Here is a 22,977-nt window from a genome sequence, read left to right on the forward strand (position 1 = left end):
GCATCGTCCAGGTTGCCCGGCAGCGGCACGGCCCCGAGCGCGCGCAGCGCCGGCAGGCGCGCGGGCGACGACGTGAGGGCCAGCACGCGCCAGCGCCCCTTCAGCAGGCGGGCGACGCGCTGCCCGACATCGCCACAGCCGACGATCAACACGGTGGGGCGCTTGAAGCGGGTCGGCAGGTCGGGGCGGAAGGGCATTGGATCGCGGGCAGAATCGAGGGCTGGTTTCGAGGTTACCCCATGACTTTCACCGCGACCGTGCAGCCCAGCGGCACGAGTTTCCAGGTCGATCGCGACGAGCCGATCCTCGCGGCAGCGATCCGCCAGGGCATCGGCCTGCCCTATGGCTGCAAGGACGGCGCCTGCGGCTCCTGCAAGTGCAGGCTGCTCGAAGGCCGCGTGATCCACGGCGCCCACCAGGCCAAGGCGCTGAGCGACGCCGAAGAAGAAGCCGGCTTCGTGCTGACCTGCTGCGCCGCGCCGCAGACCGACGTGGTGCTCGAAGCCCGCACCGTCGCCGGGGCCGGCGAGTTCCCGGTGCGCAAGATGCCGTGCCGCGTCAACCGCATCGAGCGGCCGGCCGGCGACGTGGCGGTGCTGCACCTGCAGTTGCCGGCCAACGACCGCCTGCGTTACCACGCCGGCCAGTACGTCGAGTTCGTGCTGCGCGACGGCAGCCGCCGCAGCTACAGCATGGCCAACGCGCCGCACACGCAGGAGCAGCAACCCGGCATCGAGCTGCACATCCGCCACATGCCGGGCGGCAAGTTCACCGACCACGTGTTCGGCGCGATGAAGGAGAAAGAGATCCTGCGCCTCGAAGGCCCGTTCGGCAGCTTCTTCCTGCGCGAGGACTCGGCCCGGCCGATGGTGCTGCTGGCCAGCGGCACCGGCTTCGCGCCGATCAAGGCCATCGTCGAACACCTGCGATTCACCGACAGCGAGCGCCCCGCCGTCGTCTACTGGGGTTGCCGCAGCCGCGCCGACCTGTACCTGCACGACTGGATGCTGCAGGCAGCCAACGAGCTGCCGTGGCTGAGCTACGTGCCGGTGTTGTCCGAGCCGAAGCCCGACGACGGCTGGACCGGCCGCACCGGCTTCGTCCACCAGGTGCTGATGACCGACCTGCCCGACCTGTCCGGCCACCAGGTGTATGCCTGCGGCGCGCCGGTGATGGTGGAATCGGCCCAGCGCGACCTGGTGGCCCGTTGCGGCCTGCCCGCCGAAGAGTTCTACGCCGATTCATTCACGTCGGAAGCCGACAAGCACCCTGCCTGAGACCCCCTCGATGCACCGCAGACACCTTCTTTCACTGCTCGGCGCCGCCGCGCTGCCCTCCGCAACCCTCGCACAGGCCGGCAAGCCGATCCGGCTCGTCGTGCCCTACTCGCCCGGCGGCCCGCTGGACGTGATCGCCCGCGCGCTGGCCGACAAGGTCAAGGACAGCCTGGGCCTCGTGATCGTCGACAACAAGGCCGGCGCCGGCGGCAACATCGGCGCCGATGCAGTCGCGAAATCGCCGCCCGACGGGCTGACGATCGTGATGGGCGCTGTGGCGACACATGCGATCAACCCGTGGCTGTATGCGCGCATCCCGTACGACCCGATCCGCGACTTCACGCCGATCACCGGCGTGGCGCAGGTGCCGAACGTGCTGGTGATGAACACCGAGACGGCGACGCGGCTGGGCATCCGCAGCGTGGCCGATCTGGTCGCGTATGCGAAGAAGAACCCCGGCAAGCTGAACTACGGCTCCGGCGGCAACGGCAGCGCGGGGCACCTGGCCGGCGAGATGTTCAAGGCGCAGGCCGGCGTCTTCATGGTCCACATCCCGTACTCGGGCGGCAACCCGGCGCAGCTCGCGCTGCTGTCGGGCCAGGTCGACCTGAACTTCGACAACCTGGCGACCGCATCGACCAACATCAAGGCCGGCAAGCTGCGCGCGCTGGCCGTCACGACCACGGCGCGCTCGAGCGCGATGCCCGAGGTGCCGACCATCGCCGAAGCGGGTGGCGGGCTCGCGCACTTCGACGTGAACACCTGGTTCGGCCTGTTCGGCCCGGCCGGCCTGCCGACCGACGTGACGCGCAAGATGAACAAGGCGTTCACCGAGGCGCTCGCATCGCCCGACATCAAGGCGCGCTTCGCGAGCCTGATGGCCGAGCCGATGCCGGGCACGCCGGAGCAGTTCGGCGCATTCGTCAAGCGCGAACGCGCGAAGTACGAGCAGGTGGTGAAAGCTTCAGGCGCGAAGGTCGACTGAAGCCGGCCCCGATTTACTTCTTCTTCGCAGGAGCCTGCGGCTGCGATGCCGGCGTCGTGCCGCCATCCACGCCCAGGCGGCCGCCGGTGCCCAGGCCGCCCTTGACGGTCTGCGCCTTGTAGTTGCGCAGCGACTTCACCATCTGGTTGAACGAATCGGCGAACGCGGCCACGACCACCTTGCCCTGCGGCGTGTTCGCGTAGCCGCCGCCGCCGCCGACCAGCCCGCCGGTGAAGGCGGCGCCGAACATGCCGAAGTCGAAGTTCTTCGCGGTGCCTTCGGCGGCCGAGATCTGCACGCCCGAGCGGTTGTCGATCAGCAGCAGCGTCGTCGACGCTTCATTGCGGCTCACGTTGCCGGCCACCGCGCCCAGCAGGCCCAGCCCGCCGCCGCCGAGGAAGCCGCCACCGCCGCCGGTCTTGCCCGAGAACTGGATCGCCGGGCTCATCGTGTAGTCGGCCGCGACCATCTGGCCCTTGCCGAAGTTGCTGTTGGCGCGCACTTCGCCGCTTTGTTCCAGCGAGCGCTCCTTCATCATGTTGTTCATCGCACCGCCGCGTTCGACGATCACGAAGCAGTTGCTCTGCTGCACCATCAGGCGCAGCACCGGGATGGTGGAGCCCAGCTGGTGCTGGCGCAGCTGGTAGTACCAGGGCGCGGTGGTGTCTTCCTGCACGGCCAGCGTGCCCAGCGATTCGGGGCACTTCTCGAGCTGGCTGTTGCTGTTCTCGGCCGTGCCGCCGCCGGCAGCGCCCGACACGGTGCCCTTGTTCTCGCCCATCGTCGGCATGGTGGACCCGCAGGCGCTGAGCAGCGCGGCGGTGGCGACGGCGACAAGGGACAGACCGGTCAGGCCGGACGGGCGCAGGGTGGCTTGCATGGAAGAACTCCTAGGGGTTGGCGCGGCCCTGGTCCCGGGCCGTTTTGTGCGGGCCAGTATAGGAACGCGACAACGCCGGCGGAACCACCCAAGCGGGTGGTTCTTGCCCCTCAGCGACGCGCTTCGCGGCTCACTCGCCCAGGTAGGCGGCGCGCACTTTCGGGTCGTCCAGCAGCGCCTTCGCATCGCCGTCCATCGTGACCTCGCCCGACTCCATCACGTAGCCGCGGTTGGCCAGCTGCAGCGCCCGGCTCGCGTTCTGCTCCACCAGCAGCACCGTGGTGCCGCGGCTGTGGATGTCGGCCACCACCTCGAAGATCTTGTCGACCATGATCGGCGACAGGCCCATCGACGGCTCGTCCAGCAGCAGCACCTTCGGCTTGGCCATCAGCGCGCGGCCCATCGCCAGCATCTGCTGCTCGCCGCCCGACATCGTGCCGGCCAGCTGGTTGCGGCGCTCCTTCAGGCGCGGGAAGATCGCGAACACCTTCTCGATGTCGGCGTCGATCTCCTTGTCGTTGCGCACGAAGGCGCCCATCTGCAGGTTCTCGGTGATCGTCATCCGCGTGAAGGTGCCGCGGCCCTCGGGCACCATCACCAGGCCCTGCTTGACCAGGTCCCACGGCCCCTGCCCCTTGATCGGCTTGCCGAGGAACTCGATGTCGCCGGCGGCCACCGGCTGCAGGCCGGTCACGGCCTTCAGCGTGGTGGTCTTGCCGGCGCCGTTGGCGCCGATCAGGCTGACCAGCTCACCTTCGTTCACCTCGAACGACACGCCCTTCACGGCCTGGATGCCGCCGTAGGCGACCTTGAGGCCCGAAACTTTCAACAATGTTGTGGACATCACAACCCTTCACTCTGAATAGCAAAAGAATTCGACCCAGCGGCCGCCGCGGAACCGGCTTTGCCGGGCCGCTGGCGGCGCCCCCTTGAGGGGGAGGCGCCGAAGGCGCTTCGGGGGTGGGTCATCCAGTTGTCTTGTGTCCGGCACCGAGGTAAGCCTCGATGACTTTCTCGTTGCGTTGCACGTCGGCCGGCGTGCCTTCGGCGATCTGCTTGCCGTAGTCGAGCACCGTGACGCGGTCGCACAGGCCCATCACCAGCTTCACGTCGTGCTCGATCAGCAGGATCGTGCGGCCGTCGTTGCGGATGCGGTCGATCAGCTCGCGCAGCACGACCTTCTCGGTCGCGTTCATGCCGGCGGCCGGCTCGTCGAGCGCGATCAGCTTCGGGTCGGTGGCGAGCGCGCGCGCGATCTCCAGCCGGCGCTGGTCGCCGTAGCTCAGCGTGCGCGCCTTGAACTCGGCGTACTTGCCGATGCCGACGTAGTCGAGCAGCTCCTGCGCACGCTTGGCGATCGCGGCCTCCTCGGCCTTGAAGCCGCCGGTGCGGAACACCGCGCCGATCAGGCCCGAGCTGGTGCGCACGTGGCGGCCCACCATCACGTTCTCGAGCGCCGTCATCTCGGCGAACAGCCGGATGTTCTGGAAGGTGCGCGCGATGCCGGCCTTCGCCACCTCGTGCACCGCGGTCGGCTGGTAGGGCTTGCCGCCCAGCTCGAAGCTGCCGGAGTCGGGCGTGTACAGCCCTGTCAGCACGTTGAAGAAGGTCGTCTTGCCGGCGCCGTTGGGGCCGATCAGGCCATACACCTGGCCGGCCTCGATCGAGATGCCGACATCGGAGAGCGCTTGCAGGCCGCCGAAGCGCTTGGAGACGCCACTGACCTTGAGAACAGTTTCTGCCATGCGGAGCTCCTTGTTGTTATTTGGTCGGGACGGGAGCCGCCTTGCCGTGCTCCGGCGAAGGCCACAGGCCCCGCGGGCGCGACAACATGATGGCGATCATCGCCAGCGCGATCAGCAGCTGGCGCAGGATGGCCGCATCGAGCCGGCCGTCGGTCATGTTCTGCAGCGGGCCGGCCACGTAGCGCAGCACCTCGGGCAGCGCAGACAGCAGCAGCGCGCCGAGGATCACGCCCGGGATGTGGCCGATGCCGCCCAGCACCACCATCGCGACGATCATCACCGACTCCTGCAGGCTGAACGATTCCGGCGAGATGAAGCCCTGGAAGGTCGAGAACAGCACGCCCGACACGCCGCCGAAGGTGGCGCCCATGCCGAACGCCAGCAGCTTCAGGTTGCGGGTGTTGATGCCCATCGCCTTGGCCGCGATCTCGTCCTCGCGGATCGCCATCCACGCGCGGCCGATGCGCGAGCGCTCGAGCCGGTAGCAGATGACCACGCTGATGACCACCAGCGCCAGGAAGAAGAAGTAGTAGCTGGTGACCGGCGGCAGGTCGATCACGCCGAACAGCGTGTGGCGCTTGCCCAGGTCGTAGCCGAGGAAGTTGAACGAATCGATCTGCGCCAGCCCCTTCGGGCCGTTGGTGATGTTGACCGGCGCATCCAGGTTGTTCATGAACACGCGGATGATTTCACCGAAGCCGAGCGTGACGATCGCGAGGTAGTCGCCGCGCAGCTTCAGCGTCGGTGCACCCAGCACCACGCCGAAGATGCCGGCCACCAGCGCGCCGATCGGGATCGCAAGCCACCACGGCGTGTGCAGCCCGCCCGGGAACATCTCGGCGATGCGCGGGAAGGTCTCGGCCAGCTGCGGCGACGCGAGCAGGCCGAACAGGTAGGCGCCGACCGCGTAGAACGCGACATAGCCCAGGTCCAGCAGGCCGGCGTAGCCGACCACGATGTTCAGGCCGAGAGCGAGCAGCACGTACAGCAGCGCGATGTCGAGGATGCGCACCCAGGCATTGCCGAAGTACTGCGCGATGAAGGGCACGATCGCCAGCACGATGGCCGTGGCGATCCAGGTCCCGAGCTTGTTGTCTCTGAGGTTCATGGTGGGATTCCTTGTGCGCTCAGGCGCGGTCCGCGACACGCTCGCCGAGCAGGCCCTTCGGGCGCAGCGTCAGCACGAGGATCAGCACGATGAAGGCGAAGATGTCCTGGTAGTGGCTGCCCAGCACGTCGCCGGTCAGGTCGCCGATGTAGCCGGCGCCGAGCGACTCGATCACGCCGAGCGCCACGCCGCCGACCATCGCGCCGGCCAGGTTGCCGATGCCGCCGAACACCGCGGCCGTGAAGGCCTTCAGCCCCGGCAGGAAGCCCATCGAGTGCTGCACCGAGCCGTAGTTGGCCGCGTACATCACGCCGGCCAGCGCCGCCAGCGCGGCACCGATGATGAAGGTGGCCGAGATCACGGTGTCGGGCTTGACGCCCATCAGGCTCGCGACGCGCGGGTTCTCGGCGGTGGCGCGCATCGCACGGCCCAGCTTGGTGCGGTTCACGAGGTACATCAGCCCGGCCAGCGTGATCGCGGTGACGACCAGGATCAGGATCTGCACGGTGTTGATCACCGCGCCGCCGATGAAGAAGGGCTCGCTCGGCAGCAGGATCGGGTACGACTTGTAGTTCGGCTTCCAGATGATCATCGCGAGCGTCTGCAGCAGCAGCGACATGCCCATCGCGGTGATCAGCGGCGCGAGCCGCGGCGCGGTGCGCAGCGGCCGGTAGGCCACTTTCTCGATCGTGAAGTTGAGCGCCGAGCACACCACGATGGCGGCGATCAGCGAGATCAGCATCAGCAACCAGCCCGGCATGCCGGTGCCGGCCAGCGCCGTGACGACCGTCCAACTGGTGAGCGCGCCCACCATCAGCACCTCACCGTGCGCGAAATTGATCAGGTTGATGATGCCGTAGACCATCGTGTAGCCCAGTGCGACCAGCGCATACACGCTGCCCAGCACCAGACCGTTGATGATCTGCTGGATGAAGGTATCCATGTGAAAAGTCTCCTGCGGAAATCCAAGGCGGCAGCCTTGTCGATTCAAAGAACAGCTGCCGCGCGAAGCCAGCCACCGTTCCCTGTAGCAAAAAGCCCGCCGTGGCTATCTGGCGGGCTGCGCTGCACCTAAATGACGCGGTGGCGGCGGATTCTAGAGGGCGCTCACCGCGAAAACAGGCCTCGATTACCCGGGCGGAACAGAACAAGTCTCGGCGTTTACCCGAATCATCAGCGTTTCCTGCTGGACTCCTCGTTCAGCCGACGCAGTTCCTGCAGGCGCTCTCCGATACGCAGTTCCAGGCCGCGCGGCACGGGTTCATAGAAGCGCGGCGTTTCCATATCGTCGGGCCAGTAGCGCTCGCCGGCCGCGAAACCGCCCTCTTCGTCGTGCGCATAGCGGTACTCGCGCCCGTAGTCGAGGTCCTTCATGAGCTTTGTCGGTGCGTTGCGCAGGTGCAGCGGCACCGGGCGGGTGCCGTCCTGCTGGATGAAGCTGCGCACGGCCTTGTAGGCGGCGTAGACGGCGTTCGATTTCGGCGCCATCGCGAGGAACACCACCGCCTGCGCGAGCGCCAGCTCCCCTTCGGGCGAGCCCAGGCGCTCGTAGGTCTCGGCCGCATCCAACGTCATCCGCAGCGCGCGCGGATCGGCCAGGCCGATGTCCTCGCTGGCCATGCGCACCAGGCGGCGCGCCGCATAGCGCGGGTCGACCCCACCATCGAGCATGCGCACGAACCAGTACAGCGACGCATCGGGATCGCTGCCGCGCACGGATTTGTGCAGCGCCGAGATCGTGTCGTAGAACTGCTCGCCACCCTTGTCGTAGCGGCGCAGCTGCTCGCCGAGCGATTTCTCGAGCTGGGCCTCGTCGATCTCGGCCGCGGTGCCGGCCATGCGCACCAGGTTCTCGTAGGCGTTCAGCAGGCGCCGGGCGTCGCCGTCGGCATAGCCGATCAGGCGCTTCGCCGCCGCCTCGCTCATCGGTGGCGCTGCCAGCAGCGCGCGGGCGCGCTCGAGCAGCGTGGCCATGTCGGCGTCGTCCAGGCTCTTCAGCACATGCACCGTGGCACGCGACAGCAGCGCCGAGTTGACCTCGAACGACGGGTTCTCGGTGGTCGCGCCGATGAAGGTGAACAGGCCCGATTCGACGTGCGGCAGGAAGGCGTCCTGCTGCGCCTTGTTGAAGCGGTGCACCTCGTCGACGAACACCACCGTGCGGCGGCCGCTGGTTCGGGCGGCGTTGGCGCGCTCGACCGCCTCGCGGATGTCCTTCACGCCGCCGAGCACCGCCGAGATCGCGATGAACTGCGCATCGAACGCATCCGACATCAGCCGCGCCAGCGTCGTCTTGCCGACACCCGGCGGGCCCCACAGGATCATCGAATGCAGCCGGCCCGATTCGAACGCGACGCGCAACGGCTTGCCGGGGCCGAGCAACTGCTGCTGGCCGATCACGTCGTTCAGCGTGCGCGGCCGCAGGCGCTCGGCGAGCGGCGCCTGGCGGTCGGCCTCGGCTTCATCGAAGAAGGGGAGCTGCTGCTCGGCCATCTGGCTACTGCTCGATCAGGTCCGCGCCTTTCGGCACGTTGAACACGAAGCGGTCGGGCGCGATCGGCGCATTCGCCGCAAAGCCATTGAACTGCAGCAGCGAGCGCTGGCCGAAGCCGTCGGTGATCTCGATCGCGGCCAGGTCCTTCGCCTTGAAGCCGACGCGCACCGCCTGGAACGCGCTGTCCTTGGCCTTCGGCGTCGCCTGCACCCACGACAGGCCGTCCTTGTCGGGCAGCGGGGCGAGTTCGAAATCCTTCTCGAGCGAACCGCCCGCGAGCAGCGCGGCCGGCGTCGCGCCGAGCGCCTGCGTCAGCTTGCGGGAGCTGGCCTGGTTCAGGTCGGCGTCGTAGATCCAGACCTTCTGCCCGTCGGCGACGATCAACTGGTTGACCGGTTTCGCGTAGGCGAAGCGGAAGCGGTTCGGCCGCGCGAACTCGAACGTGCCGCTGGAGTTCTTCTTCTTGACGCCGTCGGGCGCGGTGACGGTCTGCGTGAACGCGGCCTTGCCGCTCTTCACGTCGCGCACGAACTCGCGCAGCGTGTCGACCGCGTCGGCGTGGGCCGCGGCGGCCGCGGTGGCGAGCAGCAGCGCCGCCAGTGAACGAACAGCCTTCATGCGGCGGGGGCGGTCATTCATCGCATCATTCATCACGATTGGGCACGACGATGTCGCGGTTGCCGTTGGTGGACATGGCAGTTACGAGCCCGGATTTCTCCATTTGTTCCAGCAGCCGGGCCGCGCGGTTGTAGCCGATGCGCAGATGGCGCTGCACCAGCGAGATCGACGCGCGCCGGTGCTGCAGCACGATGCCGACCGCCTGGTCGTACATCGGGTCGGCCTCGCCGCCGCCCTCGCCCGCCGCACCCGGCGCGGCATCGCCGCCTTCGGTGTCGAGCGTGCCGCCCTCGAGGATGCCCTCGATGTAGTTCGGCTCGCCCTGCTCCTTCAGGTACTTGACGACGCGGTGCACCTCTTCGTCGCTGACATAGGCGCCGTGCACGCGGATCGGCAGGCCGGTGCCCGAGGGCATGTACAGCATGTCGCCCATGCCGAGCAGCGCCTCGGCGCCCATCTGGTCGAGGATGGTGCGGCTGTCGATCTTGCTGCTGACCTGGAACGACAGGCGCGTCGGGATGTTGGCCTTGATCAGGCCGGTGATCACGTCGACGCTCGGGCGCTGCGTCGCGAGGATCAGGTGGATGCCGGCCGCGCGCGCCTTTTGCGCGAGGCGGGCGATCAGCTCCTCGATCTTCTTGCCGACCACCATCATCAGGTCGGCCAGTTCGTCGATCACCACCACGACGAACGGCAGGCGCTCCAGCGGCTCGGGCTGCTCGGGCGTCAGGCTGAACGGGTTGCCGAGCGTCTCGCCGCGCTCCGCGGCATCGGCGATCTTCTTGTTGTAGCCGCTCAGGTTGCGCACGCCCAGCTTGCTCATCAGCTTGTAGCGCCGCTCCATCTCGCCGACGCACCAGTTCAGCGCGTTGGCCGCGTGCTTCATGTCGGTGACCACGGGCGCCAGCAGGTGCGGGATGCCTTCGTAGACGCTCATCTCGAGCATCTTCGGATCGATCAGGATCAGCCGGACGTCCCCGGCCTCGGCCTTGTACAGCAGGCTCAGGATCATCGCGTTGATGCCCACCGACTTGCCCGAGCCGGTGGTGCCGGCCACCAGGCAGTGCGGCATCTTCGCGAGATCGGCCACCACCGGACCGCCGACGATGTCCTTGCCCAGGCCCATCGTCAGCTGCGACGACGCATCGTTGTAGACCTGCGAGCCGAGGATCTCGGACAGCCGGATCGTCTGCCGCTTCGCATTCGGCAGCTCGAGCGCCATGTAGTTCTTGCCGGGGATCGTCTCGACGACGCGGATGCTGACCAGGCTCAGCGAGCGCGCCAGGTCCTTCGCGAGGTTGACGACCTGCGAGCCCTTCACGCCGGTGGCCGGCTCGATCTCGTAGCGCGTGATCACCGGGCCCGGCGAGGCGGCCACCACGCGCACCTCGACGCCGAAATCCTTCAGCTTCTTCTCGATCAGCCGCGAGGTCATCTCGAGCGTCTCGGGCGTCACCGTCTCCATGCGGCCGGGCGCGGCGTCGAGCAGGTCGACCTGCGGCAGCTTCGTGTCGGAGAGTTCGGTGAAGAGCGGCTTCTGGCGCTCCTTCACGACGCGCTCCGACTTCGGCACCTCGACCACCGGCGTCTCGATGACGATCGGTGCGTGGTCCTCGGCCAGCTGGTGCTCGACCTCGACGACGTGCTCGCGCTCGCGCAGCGCCTGTTCGCCCAGGCGATGGTCTTCGGCGCGCTCGATGCGCTCGACGCGGCGCTCGCGCAGCGAATCGACCCAGGCGCCGATGCGTTCGGCCAGGCGCACCCAAGAGAAACCAAATGCAAGCGCGGCCCCGGCGACCAGCATCGCGATCCACAGCACGCCGGAGCCGGCGAAGCCGAGCAGCTTCATGCTGGCCGGACCGAGCAGGTAGCCGAGCACGCCGCCGGCATGGCCGCCGGCGACGAACGATTCCCACTGGTAGAGCCGCGTCCATTCGAGTGCGGTGCTGGCCGCCATCAGCAGCAGCACGCCGACCCAGAGCACCCAGACAGGCCGGCGCTGGTCGCGGGGAGCGGCCGAATCCTCGCCATGGCGCAGCAGCCGCGCCAGCGCCGAGAGCCACGCGCGCGCCGCGATCGCGACCAGCCACCAGGCCGAGTAGCCGAACACGACGAACGCGATGTCGGAGAACCAGGCGCCCAGCGTGCCGGCCTTGTTCAGTGCCGCGGTTGCGGTGCCCGAGGTGGAGAACGCACTGTCGGCGGCCTGGTGCGTGGCGAGCGCCAGCACGGCCAGCAGCCACAGCACGCCACCGATCAGCACCGCGAGTTGGGTGCGCAGGCCGGCGCGGTCGACGTCGGGGTCACCACCACCCGTGGTGGAGCGGGTGTAGGTGCCGCCGGCGTTGGCCGGGGCGGCATGGTTCGGTGCGGCGGCGCCGCCTTCGGCACGAAGCGATCCGAGCGGAAAAGTCATCCGGCGATTGTGGCCGATCGCGGAACGCCCGCTCTCGGGCTCAGCCGCTGGTGAGGCGCTCCTTGATGATCACCGAGCCGTTCTCCTGGGTCTCGACGATGCCGCGGTCTTCGAGATCCTTCATCACGCGGCTGACCATCTCGCGCGAGGCGCCGACGATCTTCGCCAGATCCTGGCGCGACACCTTGTTGCGGATGATCTTCACGTCGCCGTCGTCCTCGGACATGTCGAGCAGCGAGCGCGCGACCCGGCCATAGACGTCGAGCAGCGCGAGCGACTCGATCTGGCGGTCGGCGCTGCGCAGGCGCGACACCAGGCCGCGCATGATCGCGTACGACAGGCTGGAGTTCTCCGGCAGGCAGCGCGCGAACTCGGCGCGGCCGAGGATCAGCATGTCGGTCTGCACCTCGGCCCGGACGGTGGCCGAGTGCGGCTCGTTGTCGATCAGGCTCATCTCGCCGACGTAGTCGCCGGGTTGCAGCACCGCGAGGATGACCTCGCGGCCACGCGAATCCGACGTGAGCACGCGGGCGCGGCCGGTCAGCAGGATGAAGAGGGCATTCGACTTCTTGCCATGCTCCACGACGATTTCACCGCGACGGAAGCGGCGCTTGACGACGCTGTCGGCGATCGCCGTCGCCTGCTCGTTGGTGAGCATCGAGAACAGCGGTACGCGCCGAATGAGGTCAAGATTGGACAACATGGCCATCGAACTTCCTCCTTATGGGGTGGTTGTCGGCAAACGTGAAAAACTCACAGTTCCTACAATTTCGCTATTGTCACCATTACGCAGATTGACACCAGCCGGAGTCAACCCCATGTCAGACTCGGCTGCGTTTTTTGGTCCGTTTTCTGGTCATTCAACGGCCTTTCGCTGCCTTTGCGCCACGCGCGCCCACCTGTTTTCCGTCGAGCTTCTTCATGAACAGCACCCCCAAGCACGCCCAGGTCCTCATTCTTGGCTCCGGCCCGGCCGGCTACACCGCCGCCATCTACGCGGCCCGCGCCAACCTGAAGCCGATGCTGGTGACCGGCATCGCACAAGGCGGGCAACTGATGACGACGACCGAGGTCGACAACTGGCCGGCCGACGTGATGGGCGTGCAAGGACCGGACCTGATGCAGCGTTTCCTGCAGCACGCCGAGCGCTTCAACACCGAGATCGTGTTCGACCACATCAACCAGGTCGACTTCTCGAAGCGCCCGTTCACGCTGAAGGGCGACTCCAACACCTACACCTGTGACGCGCTGATCATCTGCACCGGCGCCTCGGCCAAGTACATCGGCCTGCCGTCGGAAGAGGCCTTCATGGGCCGCGGCGTCAGCGGCTGCGCCACCTGCGACGGCTTCTTCTACCGCGACCAGGATGTCTGCGTGGTCGGCGGCGGCAACACCGCGGTCGAGGAAGCGCTGTACCTGTCGAACATCGCCCGCAAGGTGCACCTGATCCACCGCCGCGACAAGTTCCGCGCCGAGGCCATCCTGATCGACAAGGTGGCCGAGAAGGTCAAGGCCGGCAAGATGGAGCTGCACCTGTGGCAGACGCTCGATGAAGTGCTGGGCGACGCATCGGGCGTGACCGGCGTGCGGCTGAAGAGCACACAGGACGGCAGCACCAACGATCTGACGCTGAAGGGCTGCTTCATCGCGATCGGCCACCAGCCCAACACCGACATCTTCAAGGGCCAGCTCGAGATGAAGGACGGCTACATCGTCACGCGCAGCGGCCTGGGCGGTTTCGCGACGATGACCACGGTGCCGGGCGTGTTCGCCGCCGGCGACGTGCAGGATCACGTCTACCGCCAGGCCATCACCAGCGCCGGCACCGGCTGCATGGCCGCACTGGACGCGCAACGCTTCCTGGAGCAGGGCACTGCCTGAACTGGCGCCTGTCCAAAAAGCTGGCTATAATCGCGGTCTTTGCCGAAAGCGGCAGGCGCTTCATTGATGGAACATTGAAGAAGCACCTGATCCAGCTTTCGAAGAGGCACCCACCAAGCCGAAGTGATGACCTCCCCCGAGGACCTCACCCGAGGCCTGCTCTGTGTGCCACTCCTGAAACGAGATTCAAGTGGAGAAGCGTCATGGCACGCGTCTGTCAAGTAACGGGTAAGGGCCCGATGGTGGGAAACAATGTTTCCCACGCCAACAACCGGACCAAGCGTCGTTTCCTGCCGAACCTGCAGTACCGTCGCTTCTGGCTGGAAACCGAAAACCGCTGGGTCCGCCTGCGCATCACGAACGCAGCACTGCGTCTGATCGACAAGGTTGGCATCGAGCAAGTGGTCGCGGACCTGCGCGCCCGCGGCGCACTCTGATTTAGGAGCTGATCATGGCAAAAGGTGGACGCGAAAAGATCAAGCTGGAATCGTCAGCCGGCACCGGTCACTTCTACACGACCGACAAGAACAAGAAGACGACGCCCGAGAAGCTCGAGATCATGAAGTTCGATCCGAAGGCTCGCAAGCACGTGATGTACAAGGAAATGAAGCTGAAGTAATTCAGCCTCGCTTCACCAGAAACCCGCTCGGCGCAGGCCCGGCGGGTTTTTTGTTGCCTGGGGCGACTGGATCCCGGATTGGCATCCGGGCTACAAGGCCCGTGGCCCGGATGCCAATCCGGGAATCGCCACCCACAAAAAAGCCCGCTCGAAGCGGGCTCGTTTGCGAGAGATCGAGAAGCGTCAGGCGTGGGCTGCCCGCAGCTTGACCGCGAACTCCTGCAGCGCGGCGATCCCGCTTTCTTCGGCCTTCTTGCACCAGGCCTGCAGGTCGATCACCAGTTGCTCGGCCGACACATTGGTGCGGGTCCAGAGCTGGCGCAGCTCTTCGCGCATCGTCACCAGCTTCGACAGCGACGGGCTGTCGGCACAGACGCTCGCCACCTGGGCCTTCACGTGCGGCGGGATCTTGTCCTCGTCGCGGTGCAGCCAGCGGCGCGCCAGGCGCATGTTGGCCAGCTTGGCACTGCCGGCGGCAACGCCTTCGGCCTTCAGGCGCTTGACCTCGGCACGGCAGGCGTCGCGCAGGCCGCCGGCGTACTTGGCCATCACCTCGTAGCGGTTGGCGATGATCGCCTCCAGCGTCTTCGAGTCGGCAACCGGCCGCACGTCGCCCAGGCGCAGCATCGGCGGCGTCTTGCGGACCTTGGCCAGACCCAGCATCTCGAGGCCACGGATGTAGGCCCAGCCGATGTCGAACTCGTACTTCTTGACCGACAGCTTGGCCGAGGTCGGGTAGGTGTGGTGGTTGTTGTGCAACTCCTCACCGCCGATGATGATGCCCCACGGCGAGATGTTGGTGCTGGCGTCGACCGCTTCGAAATTGCGGTAGCCCCACCAGTGGCCGAGGCCGTTGATGATGCCGGCGGCCGTGATCGGGATCCACGCCATCTGGATCGCCCAGATCGTCGCGCCGATCGCACCGAACAGCATCAGGTTGATGATCAGCATCACGCCGACGCCCTGCCAGCTGTAGCGGGTGTAGAGGTTGCGCTCGATCCAGTCGTCCGGCGTGTTGTGGCCGTACTTGGAGAGCGTCTCCTGGTTCTTGGCTTCAGCGCGGTACAGCTCGCTGCCGGTGAACAGCACGGTCTTGATGCCATGGGCGACCGGGCTGTGCGGGTCTTCCTGCGTTTCGCATTTCGCGTGGTGCTTGCGGTGGATCGCGACCCACTCCTTGGTCACCATGCCGGTCGTCAGCCACAGCCACAGCCGGAAGAAGTGAGAGGGCGCCGCATGCAGATCGAGCGAGCGGTGTGCTTGCGAGCGGTGCAGGAAGATCGTGACGGATGCGATCGTGATATGGGTCAGAACCAGCRCAATGATGACAATTTGCCACCACGTGGTTTCGACCAGGCCGTTTGCCAGCCAGTTCACCAGAGCATCCCAGACCGTCATCAACAGATTCATCAAATCGCCTTTGCACCGTCACACAAGAAACGGGTCCCGCATTGTAGGGGCCCCTCCCAACAAACAACCCGATGGAAGAGCGGGGTTTGCACCATTCAGTTCCGCAGATGGTGGTGCATTGATCGAAATCAACGCACCGACCGTCAGCACTCACTCACATCTGCGACACCACAAACATCAACGGCGCTCCCAGACCGCGGCGAAGAACCCGTCGGTCGCGTGCCGGTTCGGCCAGAGACGCACGAAACCGTTGGTGACGAGTTCGGCCGGCGTGCCGGCGTGCGCCTTCTCGAGCGCGGCGGTCGCGTCCAGCGGCGTGAACTCACGGGCGTGCGATTCGGTGAAGGCCTGCGCGATGCCTTCGTTCTCGGCCTCCAGCAGGCTGCAGGTCGCGTAGACGAGCCGGCCACCGGATTTCAGCAACCGGGCCGCACTGTCGAGGATGGCGGTCTGCTTGACCCGCAGTTCCTCGACCGATTCCGGCGACTGGCGCCATTTCAGGTCGGGATTGCGGCGCAACGTGCCCAGCCCGGAGCACGGTGCGTCGACCAGCACGCGATCGATCTTGCCGGCCAGCCGCTTGATGCGGTCGTCGCGCTCGTGCGTGATCTGCACCGGGTACACGTTCGACAGCCCGCTGCGCGCGAGCCGCGGCTTCAGCGCCGCCAGCCGGTGGCCGGAGGTGTCGAAGGCGTAGAGCCGCCCGGTGTTGCGCATCGACGCGCCGAGCGCCAGCGTCTTGCCGCCCGCCCCCGCGCAGAAATCCACCACCATCTCGCCGCGCTTGGCATCGGTGATCAGCGCCAGCAGCTGGCTGCCCTCGTCCTGCACCTCCACGTCGCCCGCGGTGAAGACATCGAGCTTGTTCACCGCCGGCTTGCCCTGGACCCGCAGGCCCCAGGGCGAGAACGGCGTCGGCTGCGCGTCGATGCCCTTGGCGGCCAGCGCGGCCTGCACGTCCTCGCGCTTGGCCTTGAAGGTGTTGACGCGCAGGTCCAGCGGCGCACCCTCGTTGAGGCTGTTCACCAGCGGCCAGAACTCCTCGCCGAGCGAGGCCTGCAGCCGATCGGCGAGCCATTCGGGCAGGTTGTGGCGCAGCTTGTCGGGCAGCGCCGCGGCGTCCACCGCCTGCACCTTGGGCAGCCAGTGCTGCTCGAAATCGTTCATCGCGGCACGCAGAAAGCCTTCGTTGCCCTGCCAGCCGAGCAGCGCCAGCCGGCGCTCCATCTCGCCCTTGCCCGACTGGGCCAGGTGCTGGAACAGCAGCCGCTTTCGCAGCACGGTGTAGGTGGTCTCGGCCAGCGTGTGGCGCTCGCGGGCACCGAGCGCGCGGTGCTCCTTGAAGAAGGCCGACACGACGCTGTCGGCGGGGGTGTCGAATCGCAGCACGCGGTGCAACAGTTCAGTGGCGAGTTCGAGCAGGGCGTTGGGATGCATCCCGCGATTATCCTTGCCCCATGACCGAACCCGACCTGCCACCCCTTCCCACGCTCCCGCACGGCCTCTACCGCCACTACAAGGGCGGCGAGTACGAGGTGGTCGGCGTCGCGCGCCACAGCGAGTCGCTGGAGCCGATGGTGGTGTACCGCCCGCTCTACAACGACACCGGCTGGTGGGTGCGGCCGTTCGCGATGTTCGTCGAGACGGTCGAGATCGACGGCGTCGTGCGCCCGCGCTTCGAGCCGCTGCCCGCGCGATGAGGGCGCTGATCCAGCAGCTGCGCGCCCGGCCGCACCTGGTGATATCGGCCGGCACCGGCGCCTTGGTCGCGGCGCTGGCGCCGCTGCCCAGCCATTCGCCGCCCTACCTGCTGCTCGGCTGGAATGTCGCCGTGTGGCTGTACCTCGCGCAGGCGTTCTGGGTGATGTCGCGCGCCGACCACCATCACCTGCGCCGCGCCGCGGTCGCGCAGGCCGAGGGGCATGGCGCGGTGCTGGTCACCGTCATTGCGGCGGCCATCGCGAGCTTCGCGGCGATCGGCGTCGAGCTGTCGAGCGCCAAGGGCGCCACACCGCTGCAAGCCTTGCCGCATATCGCGTTCGCACTCGTCACGGTGATCGGCGCCTGGCTGCTGCTGCCCACGCTGTTCGCGCTGAGCTATGCCAGCGCCTATTTCGCCAACGATGCCGGGCCGGCCGAATGCGGACTGGTGTTCCCCGGCGACCCGAAAGCTCCGCGCCACTACTGGGATTTTCTGTATTTCTCGTTCACGATCGCGGTCGCCTCGCAGACCTCCGACGTCGTGATCACACGCAGCGCGATGCGCCGCACGGTGCTGATTCAATCGCTGCTGTCGTTCGCGTTCAACACGGCGATCCTCGCGCTGATGATCAACATCGCTGCGAGCCTGATCTGAGCCTGCGTCTCTAGAGCAGCTGCGATTCGCCCGCCGTGTGCGTGACGACATCGCCGTCGATCCGCAGCTGATCCTGCACCAGCCAGCGCACCGCGCGCGGGTACATCACATGCTCGCGCGCCAGCACGCGGGCCGACAGGCTCGCCTCGGTGTCGCCCGGCAGCACCGGCACGGCGGCCTGCGCGATGATCGGCCCGTGGTCCAGCGCCGGCGTCACGAAATGCACCGTCGCGCCGGCCAGCTTGCAGCCCGATTCGATCGCCCGCCGGTGCGTGTGCAGCCCCGGAAACGCCGGCAGCAGCGACGGGTGCACGTTGACCATGCGGCCGGCGAAACGCTGCACGAAACCGTCGGTCAGGATGCGCATGAAGCCGGCCAGCACCAGCACGTCGGGCTCGTGGCCTTCGATCACCGAGGCCAGCTCGGCATCGAAGGCCTCGCGATCGTCGAAGCGCTTGTGATCGACCGCCACCGCGGCAATGCCACGCTCGCGCGCGAACGCGAGCCCCGCGGCATCGGGCCGGTTGCTGATCACCGCCGCGACCCGCGCCGGCCAGCCTTCGGCGGCGCAGGCCTGCACGATGGCCTCCATGTTGGAGCCGCGGCCGGAGATCAGGATCACGATGCGCTTCATCGGCCGGCAGTGTAGTGCCCACCTACAATGCGCCCCACCATGACGCAACGCGTGCTCACCGGCATCACCACGACCGGCACTCCCCACCTCGGCAACTACGTCGGCGCGATCCGCCCGGCCATCGCGGCCAGCCGCGAACCCGGCGTCGAGAGCTTCTTCTTCCTCGCGGATTACCACGCGCTGATCAAGTGCGACGAGCCCGACCGCATCGAGCGCTCGCGCCTGGAGATCGCCGCCACCTGGCTGGCCGCCGGGCTCGACCCGGAGCGCGTCACCTTCTACCGCCAGAGCGACATCCCCGAGACGCCCGAGCTCACCTGGCTGCTCACCTGCGTGACAGCCAAGGGCCAGATGAACCGCGCCCACGCCTACAAGGCCGCGACCGACGCCAACGAGGCACAGGGCAGGGACGCCGACGACGGCATCACGATGGGCCTGTTCAGCTACCCGATCCTGATGGCGGCCGACATCCTGCTGTTCAATGCGCACCGCGTGCCGGTCGGGCGCGACCAGGTGCAGCACATCGAGATGGCGCGCGATGTCGCGCAGCGCTTCAACCACCTGTTCGGCAAGGAACGCGAGCTGTTCGTGCTGCCGCAGGCGCAGATCGACGAAGCCGTCGCGATGCTGCCCGGCCTCGACGGTCGCAAGATGTCGAAGAGCTACGACAACGCGATCCCGCTGTTCGAAGGCGGCCCGAAGGCGCTGAAGGAGGCGATCGCGCTGATCGTCACCGACTCGAAGCTGCCCGGCGAGCCGAAGGACCCCGACAACTCGCACCTCGTGACGATCCACGACGCCTTCGCCACCCCCGAGCAGCGCACCGCCTTCCGCGCCGAACTGCGCGACGGCCTGGGCTGGGGCGAGGCCAAGCAGCGGCTGGTCGAGCGCATCGAAGCCCACGTGGGGCCGATGCGCGCGCACTACGCCGACCTGATGGCGCACCCGGAGCGCATCGAAGAAGCGCTGCTGGTCGGCGCCCGCAAGGCGCGCGCGGTCGCGACGCCGTTCCTGCAGGAGCTGCGCGGCGCGGTCGGGTTGCGCTCGATGAAGGCCGTGGCACCGACCCGCGTCATCAATGCCGACACCAGCACTGCCTCGAAACTGCCCGTCTTCAAGCAATACCGCGAAGCCGACGGCCTGTTCTATTTCAAGCTCACCGCATCCGACAACCTCGTGCTGCTGCAAAGCCGCAGCTTCACCGAAGGCCGCGAGGCCGGCGCCTGGGTCAAGCGGCTGAAGACCGAAGGCGCGGCCGCACTGCCTGATGCACCGGTCGAGCTGGGTGCCGAGCGCAGCGTGGTCGAGCAGGCGCTCGCTGCGTTGGCCGCAGCGCAGGAATAACCCGCGCTGCGGGGGTCTTCGCCCCGCGCTATGCTCTGCCCCCCGCAGGGTTCCCGCATGGCCGCCATCCACATCACCGACATCGAATCCGCCATCAACTGGTGGCGTGATCGCAGCCCCTCGCCGGACGGCATCACCGCCTGCCCGCAGGTGCTGGCGCTGGCCGAGGTGTATGCGCTGCTCGTCTACTACCACGAGAGCGAGTGCGACGAGGCGTCGATGCCGGCCAAGGCGCGCGATGCCTGGCTGCAGTGGTACGCCAGCACGCCCGATGCGCCGTGCATCGCGATCTGCTCGACGAGCCAGGGCGACGACATCTGCAAGGGCTGCGGCCGCACCTTCGACGAGGTGCAGCTGTGGACCGAGATGTCGCCGTCCGAGAAGCGCATCACCTGGCGGCGCATCACGATGGAAGGCACCGCCTGGCGCTTCAACCGCTACGCCGAACGCGCGCAGACCACCTCTTCCGGCGAAAGCCCCGCCGCGTGACGGCAGGCCTCGTCGACAGCGCGCGCCGCATCGCGCGCCTGGCCTGGCCGGTGTTCATCGGCCAGCTCGCGGTGCTCGCGTTCAGCACCGCCGACACGGTGATGGTGGCGCGCCACACCGCGCTCGACCTGGCGGCGCTCGCGATCGGCGGTGCCACCTACATCACGATCTTCGTCGGCCTGATGGGTGTCGTGCTCGCGATCGGGCCGATCGCCGGCCAGCTGTTCGGCGCGCGCGACCTGCCCGCCGCGGGCCGGCAGTTCCAGCAATCGGTGTGGCTGGCGCTGCTGCTGTCGGTGCCCGGTTGCGCGCTGCTGCTGATGCCGCAGCCCTTCCTCGCGCTCGCGCAGGCCTCGCCCGAGGTGGCCGAGCGCGTGCGCGGCTACCTGGGCGCGCTCGCGTTCGCGCTGCCGCCCGCGCTGGTGTTCACCGCGTTCCGCGGCTTCAACACCGCGGTGTCGCGCCCGACCACCGTGATGCTGCTGCAACTGGGCGCGCTGGCGCTGAAGCTGCCGCTGAACGCCGCGCTGATCTTCGGCGGCACGCTCGGCCCGCTGCAGATCCCCGCGCTCGGCGCCGCCGGCTGCGGCGTCGCGACGGCCCTCGTGATGTGGCTGCAGCTCGCACTCGCCTGGCAGGTGCTGCGGCGCGACAGCTTCTACGCCGCGTTCGGCCTGCGCGGCCATCCGTTCCCGAAGCCCGACCGCGCCAGCATCGTCGCGCTGCTGCGCCTGGGCGTACCGATGGGCGGCTCGATCCTGATCGAGGTGACCGGCTTCACGTTCATGGCGTTCTTCATCTCGCGCATCGGCAGCACCGCGGTGGCCGGGCACCAGCTCGCGGCCAACCTGGTCTCTCTGATGTTCATGCTGCCGCTGGCGCTGGCCAACGCGAGCGGCACGCTGGTGGCGCAAAGCATCGGCGCGCACGACGCGGCCGACGCGCGGCGCATCGGCTGGCACGGGCTGCTGATCGGCGTCTCGCTGTCGGCCGTGCTGGGTGCGGCGGTGTACCTCTCGCGCGAAGCCGTGCTCGGCGCCTACACCAGCAACGCGACCATCATTGCCGCCGCGATGCCGCTGCTGGCCTGGGTCGCGGTGTTCCACATCGCCGATTCGGTGCAGACGATCGCGTCGTTCGTGCTGCGCGCCTACCGGCTCGCGACGGTGCCGATGCTGATCTACGCGTTCGCGATCTGGGGCATCGGGCTCGGCGGCGGCTATGCGGTGGCCTTCGACACCACCGGCCACACGCCGGCCGCGCTGCATGGCGCGCTGGGCTTCTGGTCGGCCTGCACCGCCGGGCTGGTGGCGGCCGCCGTGGGCCTGAGCGGCTTCCTCGTCTGGCTGTGGCGCCAGAAAACGGTCGCTTGAGAACAGCGGCCTGATCGGTCAGGCCAGCGGCAGGTTCAGCTCGAAGCAGCTGCCGCCACCGGCGCGCGATTCGCAGCGCACGCTGCCGCCATGCCGCTCGGCGATCTGCTTGACGAGGCTCAGCCCCAGCCCCACCCCGCCCGCCTGCTCGGCATGGCCGGGCAGCCGGTAGAACGGCTCGAAGATCCGCTCGCGCAGCGTCTCGGGCACGCCCGGGCCGCGGTCGCAGACCTGCACCAGCGCACGGCCGGCACCGTTGCGCACCTCGATCGTGATGTCGGCACCGCCATAGCGGCGGGCGTTCTCGAGCAGGTTGCGCAGCGCACGGCGGATCAGCCGCTCGTCGCCCTGCACGGTGGCGGTGTTGCCGTCGGCATYGGCGCCGACGCGCGAGCCTTCTTCGGCGGCCAGCGCCAGCAGCTCGACCGGCTCATGGCGGTCGACGTGCTGCAGCGCATCGAGGCGGCTCGCGAGCAGCACCTCTTCGACCAGCGCATCGAGCTCGCCGACGTTGGTGTCAATCTCGCGGCGCAGGCGCTGGCGCTGCTCGGGCGTCGCGTCTTCCATCATCGACACCGCCATGCGCAAGCGCGCGAGCGGCGAGCGCAGCTCATGGCTGGCATTCGCGAGCAGCGATTGGTGCGAGCGCACCAGCGCCTCGACGCGCTCGGCCGCGAGGTTGAAGCTGGCCGCCACCGCAGCCACCTCGTCGCGCCCGGAGACTTCCACGCGGTGATGCAACTCGCCCGCACCGAACTGCTCGACACCACGCTTGAGCGCCTGCAGCCGCCGCGTGAGCCGCCGCACCACCGGCCATGCGCCGGCGGCCACCGCGACGAACAGCAGCACCAGCACGACGATCGTGCCGACGCCGCGCTGCCAGCTGGGCGGCACGAACGGCAGGTTGGGCGGCATCGGCCCGAACTCGGGGCGGCCATCGGGCGGCGGACGCCGCAGGCCCGGCCGCAGCACCCACAGCGTGCGGCCGTCTTCGAGGTGGATCTGGAAGCTGCGCGTCTGGCCTTCGCCCTGGCGCAGCACGAATGAATCGGAGGCCGAGATGCGATCGCCGCTCGGGTCGTCGAGCGCGAGCGGCAGGCGCAGCCGCTGCGACCAATCGCGCAGCGCCTGGGCCTGGTCCTCGTGCGGCGACTCGGCACCGGGCAGCGAGCGCTGGATCAGGTCGCCCCAGGCGGCCATGCGCTCGGACAACACGTTGTCGGCGCGCATGCGCTCGTCTTCCATGTGGCGCTGGAACAGCCAGGCCGAGCCGGAGGCGAACAGCAGCAGCACCGCCACGACGGTGAGGTAGATCCGCAGCGTCAGCGTGCGCATCGCGGTCTCAACG

At 68.0% G+C, this 22,977-nt stretch carries 24 protein-coding genes; 10 read left to right on the forward strand and 14 right to left on the reverse strand.

What is annotated here, in order from left to right:
- A partial coding sequence (locus AC1DXV_RS08210) for an NAD-binding protein (RefSeq protein ID WP_477933169.1) occupies positions 1-197 on the reverse strand: 197 nt, incomplete at its 3' end.
- 42 nt (positions 198-239) lie between these two features.
- Between AC1DXV_RS08210 and AC1DXV_RS08215 the strand changes: the two genes are divergently transcribed.
- Both AC1DXV_RS08215 and AC1DXV_RS08220 read left to right on the forward strand, forming a co-directional pair.
- Positions 240-1,277 carry a CDP-6-deoxy-delta-3,4-glucoseen reductase gene (locus AC1DXV_RS08215; RefSeq protein ID WP_477866102.1) on the forward strand — a complete coding sequence of 346 codons (1,038 nt, stop codon included), beginning with the start codon at positions 240-242 and terminating at the stop codon, positions 1,275-1,277.
- Between the two features lie 10 nt (positions 1,278-1,287).
- Entirely contained in the window at positions 1,288-2,262 is a 975-nt protein-coding gene (locus tag AC1DXV_RS08220; RefSeq protein ID WP_477866100.1) for a Bug family tripartite tricarboxylate transporter substrate binding protein, read from the forward strand.
- A gap of 13 nt (positions 2,263-2,275) precedes the next feature.
- Here the strand turns inward: AC1DXV_RS08220 and AC1DXV_RS08225 are convergent, their stop codons facing one another.
- The 9 genes from AC1DXV_RS08225 to AC1DXV_RS08265 all read right to left on the reverse strand — a co-directional run bounded on the left by AC1DXV_RS08225 (position 2,276) and on the right by AC1DXV_RS08265 (position 12,232).
- The gene (locus AC1DXV_RS08225) at positions 2,276-3,142 is read right to left on the reverse strand and encodes a CsgG/HfaB family protein (protein WP_477933171.1); all 867 of its coding nucleotides are present in this window, start codon (positions 3,140-3,142) and stop codon (positions 2,276-2,278) included.
- 130 nt (positions 3,143-3,272) lie between these two features.
- Complete coding sequence (locus tag AC1DXV_RS08230) at positions 3,273-3,986, reverse strand: ABC transporter ATP-binding protein (protein ID WP_477866097.1); 714 nt, start codon at positions 3,984-3,986, stop codon at positions 3,273-3,275.
- Between the two features lie 121 nt (positions 3,987-4,107).
- Positions 4,108-4,887, reverse strand: coding sequence for an ABC transporter ATP-binding protein (locus AC1DXV_RS08235; protein ID WP_477866096.1), 780 nt, complete (start codon positions 4,885-4,887; stop codon positions 4,108-4,110).
- A 16-nt stretch (positions 4,888-4,903) separates the two neighbouring features.
- Complete coding sequence (locus AC1DXV_RS08240) at positions 4,904-5,995, reverse strand: branched-chain amino acid ABC transporter permease (RefSeq protein ID WP_477866095.1); 1,092 nt, start codon at positions 5,993-5,995, stop codon at positions 4,904-4,906.
- Between the two features lie 19 nt (positions 5,996-6,014).
- Positions 6,015-6,938 carry a branched-chain amino acid ABC transporter permease gene (locus tag AC1DXV_RS08245; protein ID WP_047507538.1) on the reverse strand — a complete coding sequence of 308 codons (924 nt, stop codon included), beginning with the start codon at positions 6,936-6,938 and terminating at the stop codon, positions 6,015-6,017.
- Between the two features lie 230 nt (positions 6,939-7,168).
- A complete protein-coding gene (locus AC1DXV_RS08250; RefSeq protein WP_477866094.1) occupies positions 7,169-8,488 on the reverse strand; it encodes a replication-associated recombination protein A in 1,320 nt (439 codons plus the stop codon).
- 4 nt (positions 8,489-8,492) lie between these two features.
- Entirely contained in the window at positions 8,493-9,128 is a 636-nt protein-coding gene (lolA, locus tag AC1DXV_RS08255) for an outer membrane lipoprotein periplasmic chaperone LolA (RefSeq protein WP_477866093.1), read from the reverse strand.
- A gap of 4 nt (positions 9,129-9,132) precedes the next feature.
- Positions 9,133-11,523 carry a DNA translocase FtsK gene (locus AC1DXV_RS08260; protein ID WP_477865143.1) on the reverse strand — a complete coding sequence of 797 codons (2,391 nt, stop codon included), beginning with the start codon at positions 11,521-11,523 and terminating at the stop codon, positions 9,133-9,135.
- Between the two features lie 40 nt (positions 11,524-11,563).
- Entirely contained in the window at positions 11,564-12,232 is a 669-nt protein-coding gene (locus tag AC1DXV_RS08265) for a Crp/Fnr family transcriptional regulator (protein WP_047507530.1), read from the reverse strand.
- 212 nt (positions 12,233-12,444) lie between these two features.
- Here AC1DXV_RS08265 and trxB point away from each other — a divergent pair, with 212 nt between their 5' ends.
- The 3 genes from trxB (at position 12,445) to rpmG (ending at position 14,023) form a co-directional block, all read left to right on the forward strand.
- Positions 12,445-13,404, forward strand: a complete 960-nt coding sequence (gene trxB / locus AC1DXV_RS08270) for a thioredoxin-disulfide reductase (protein WP_477865144.1) — start codon at positions 12,445-12,447, stop codon at positions 13,402-13,404.
- Positions 13,405-13,607: 203 nt separating this feature from the next.
- Entirely contained in the window at positions 13,608-13,841 is a 234-nt protein-coding gene (gene rpmB / locus AC1DXV_RS08275) for a 50S ribosomal protein L28 (RefSeq protein ID WP_047507526.1), read from the forward strand.
- A gap of 14 nt (positions 13,842-13,855) precedes the next feature.
- Entirely contained in the window at positions 13,856-14,023 is a 168-nt protein-coding gene (gene rpmG, locus AC1DXV_RS08280; protein ID WP_047507524.1) for a 50S ribosomal protein L33, read from the forward strand.
- A gap of 183 nt (positions 14,024-14,206) precedes the next feature.
- Here rpmG and AC1DXV_RS08285 read toward each other — a convergent pair whose 3' ends face one another.
- On the reverse strand, positions 14,207-15,421 hold the full coding sequence (locus tag AC1DXV_RS08285) for a DesA family fatty acid desaturase (RefSeq protein ID WP_477933184.1): 1,215 nt from the start codon (positions 15,419-15,421) through the stop codon (positions 14,207-14,209).
- A 189-nt stretch (positions 15,422-15,610) separates the two neighbouring features.
- Positions 15,611-16,870 (reverse strand): RsmB/NOP family class I SAM-dependent RNA methyltransferase, encoded by a 1,260-nt coding sequence (locus AC1DXV_RS08290; RefSeq protein WP_477865145.1) that lies wholly within the window; start codon positions 16,868-16,870, stop codon positions 15,611-15,613.
- Between the two features lie 20 nt (positions 16,871-16,890).
- On the opposite strand from AC1DXV_RS08290, the gene AC1DXV_RS08295 reads away from it, so the two are divergent.
- Positions 16,891-17,133: a DUF1653 domain-containing protein gene (locus AC1DXV_RS08295; RefSeq protein WP_477865146.1), complete on the forward strand. Its 243-nt coding sequence runs from the start codon at positions 16,891-16,893 to the stop codon at positions 17,131-17,133.
- On the forward strand, positions 17,130-17,789 hold the full coding sequence (locus AC1DXV_RS08300) for a DUF1345 domain-containing protein (protein WP_477865147.1): 660 nt from the start codon (positions 17,130-17,132) through the stop codon (positions 17,787-17,789). The genes AC1DXV_RS08295 and AC1DXV_RS08300 overlap by 4 nt, the downstream gene beginning before the upstream one ends.
- A 10-nt stretch (positions 17,790-17,799) precedes the next feature.
- Here AC1DXV_RS08300 and purN read toward each other — a convergent pair whose 3' ends face one another.
- A complete protein-coding gene (purN, locus tag AC1DXV_RS08305; RefSeq protein WP_477865148.1) occupies positions 17,800-18,423 on the reverse strand; it encodes a phosphoribosylglycinamide formyltransferase in 624 nt (207 codons plus the stop codon).
- Between the two features lie 39 nt (positions 18,424-18,462).
- Here purN and AC1DXV_RS08310 point away from each other — a divergent pair, with 39 nt between their 5' ends.
- Genes AC1DXV_RS08310 through AC1DXV_RS08320 form a run of 3 tightly spaced genes read left to right on the forward strand, consistent with a single transcriptional unit; the run spans position 18,463 to position 21,629 of the window.
- A complete protein-coding gene (locus AC1DXV_RS08310; RefSeq protein ID WP_477865149.1) occupies positions 18,463-19,767 on the forward strand; it encodes a tryptophan--tRNA ligase in 1,305 nt (434 codons plus the stop codon).
- Positions 19,768-19,824: 57 nt separating this feature from the next.
- Complete coding sequence (locus AC1DXV_RS08315) at positions 19,825-20,256, forward strand: DUF3717 domain-containing protein (protein WP_477865150.1); 432 nt, start codon at positions 19,825-19,827, stop codon at positions 20,254-20,256.
- Positions 20,253-21,629 carry an MATE family efflux transporter gene (locus tag AC1DXV_RS08320; protein WP_477865151.1) on the forward strand — a complete coding sequence of 459 codons (1,377 nt, stop codon included), beginning with the start codon at positions 20,253-20,255 and terminating at the stop codon, positions 21,627-21,629. The genes AC1DXV_RS08315 and AC1DXV_RS08320 overlap by 4 nt, the downstream gene beginning before the upstream one ends.
- A gap of 18 nt (positions 21,630-21,647) precedes the next feature.
- Here the strand turns inward: AC1DXV_RS08320 and AC1DXV_RS08325 are convergent, their stop codons facing one another.
- A complete protein-coding gene (locus AC1DXV_RS08325) occupies positions 21,648-22,964 on the reverse strand; it encodes a sensor histidine kinase (protein ID WP_477933173.1) in 1,317 nt (438 codons plus the stop codon).
- Positions 22,965-22,977: the final 13 nt, after the last annotated feature.

Source organism: Rhizobacter sp. P3_C12, from assembly GCF_056402735.1.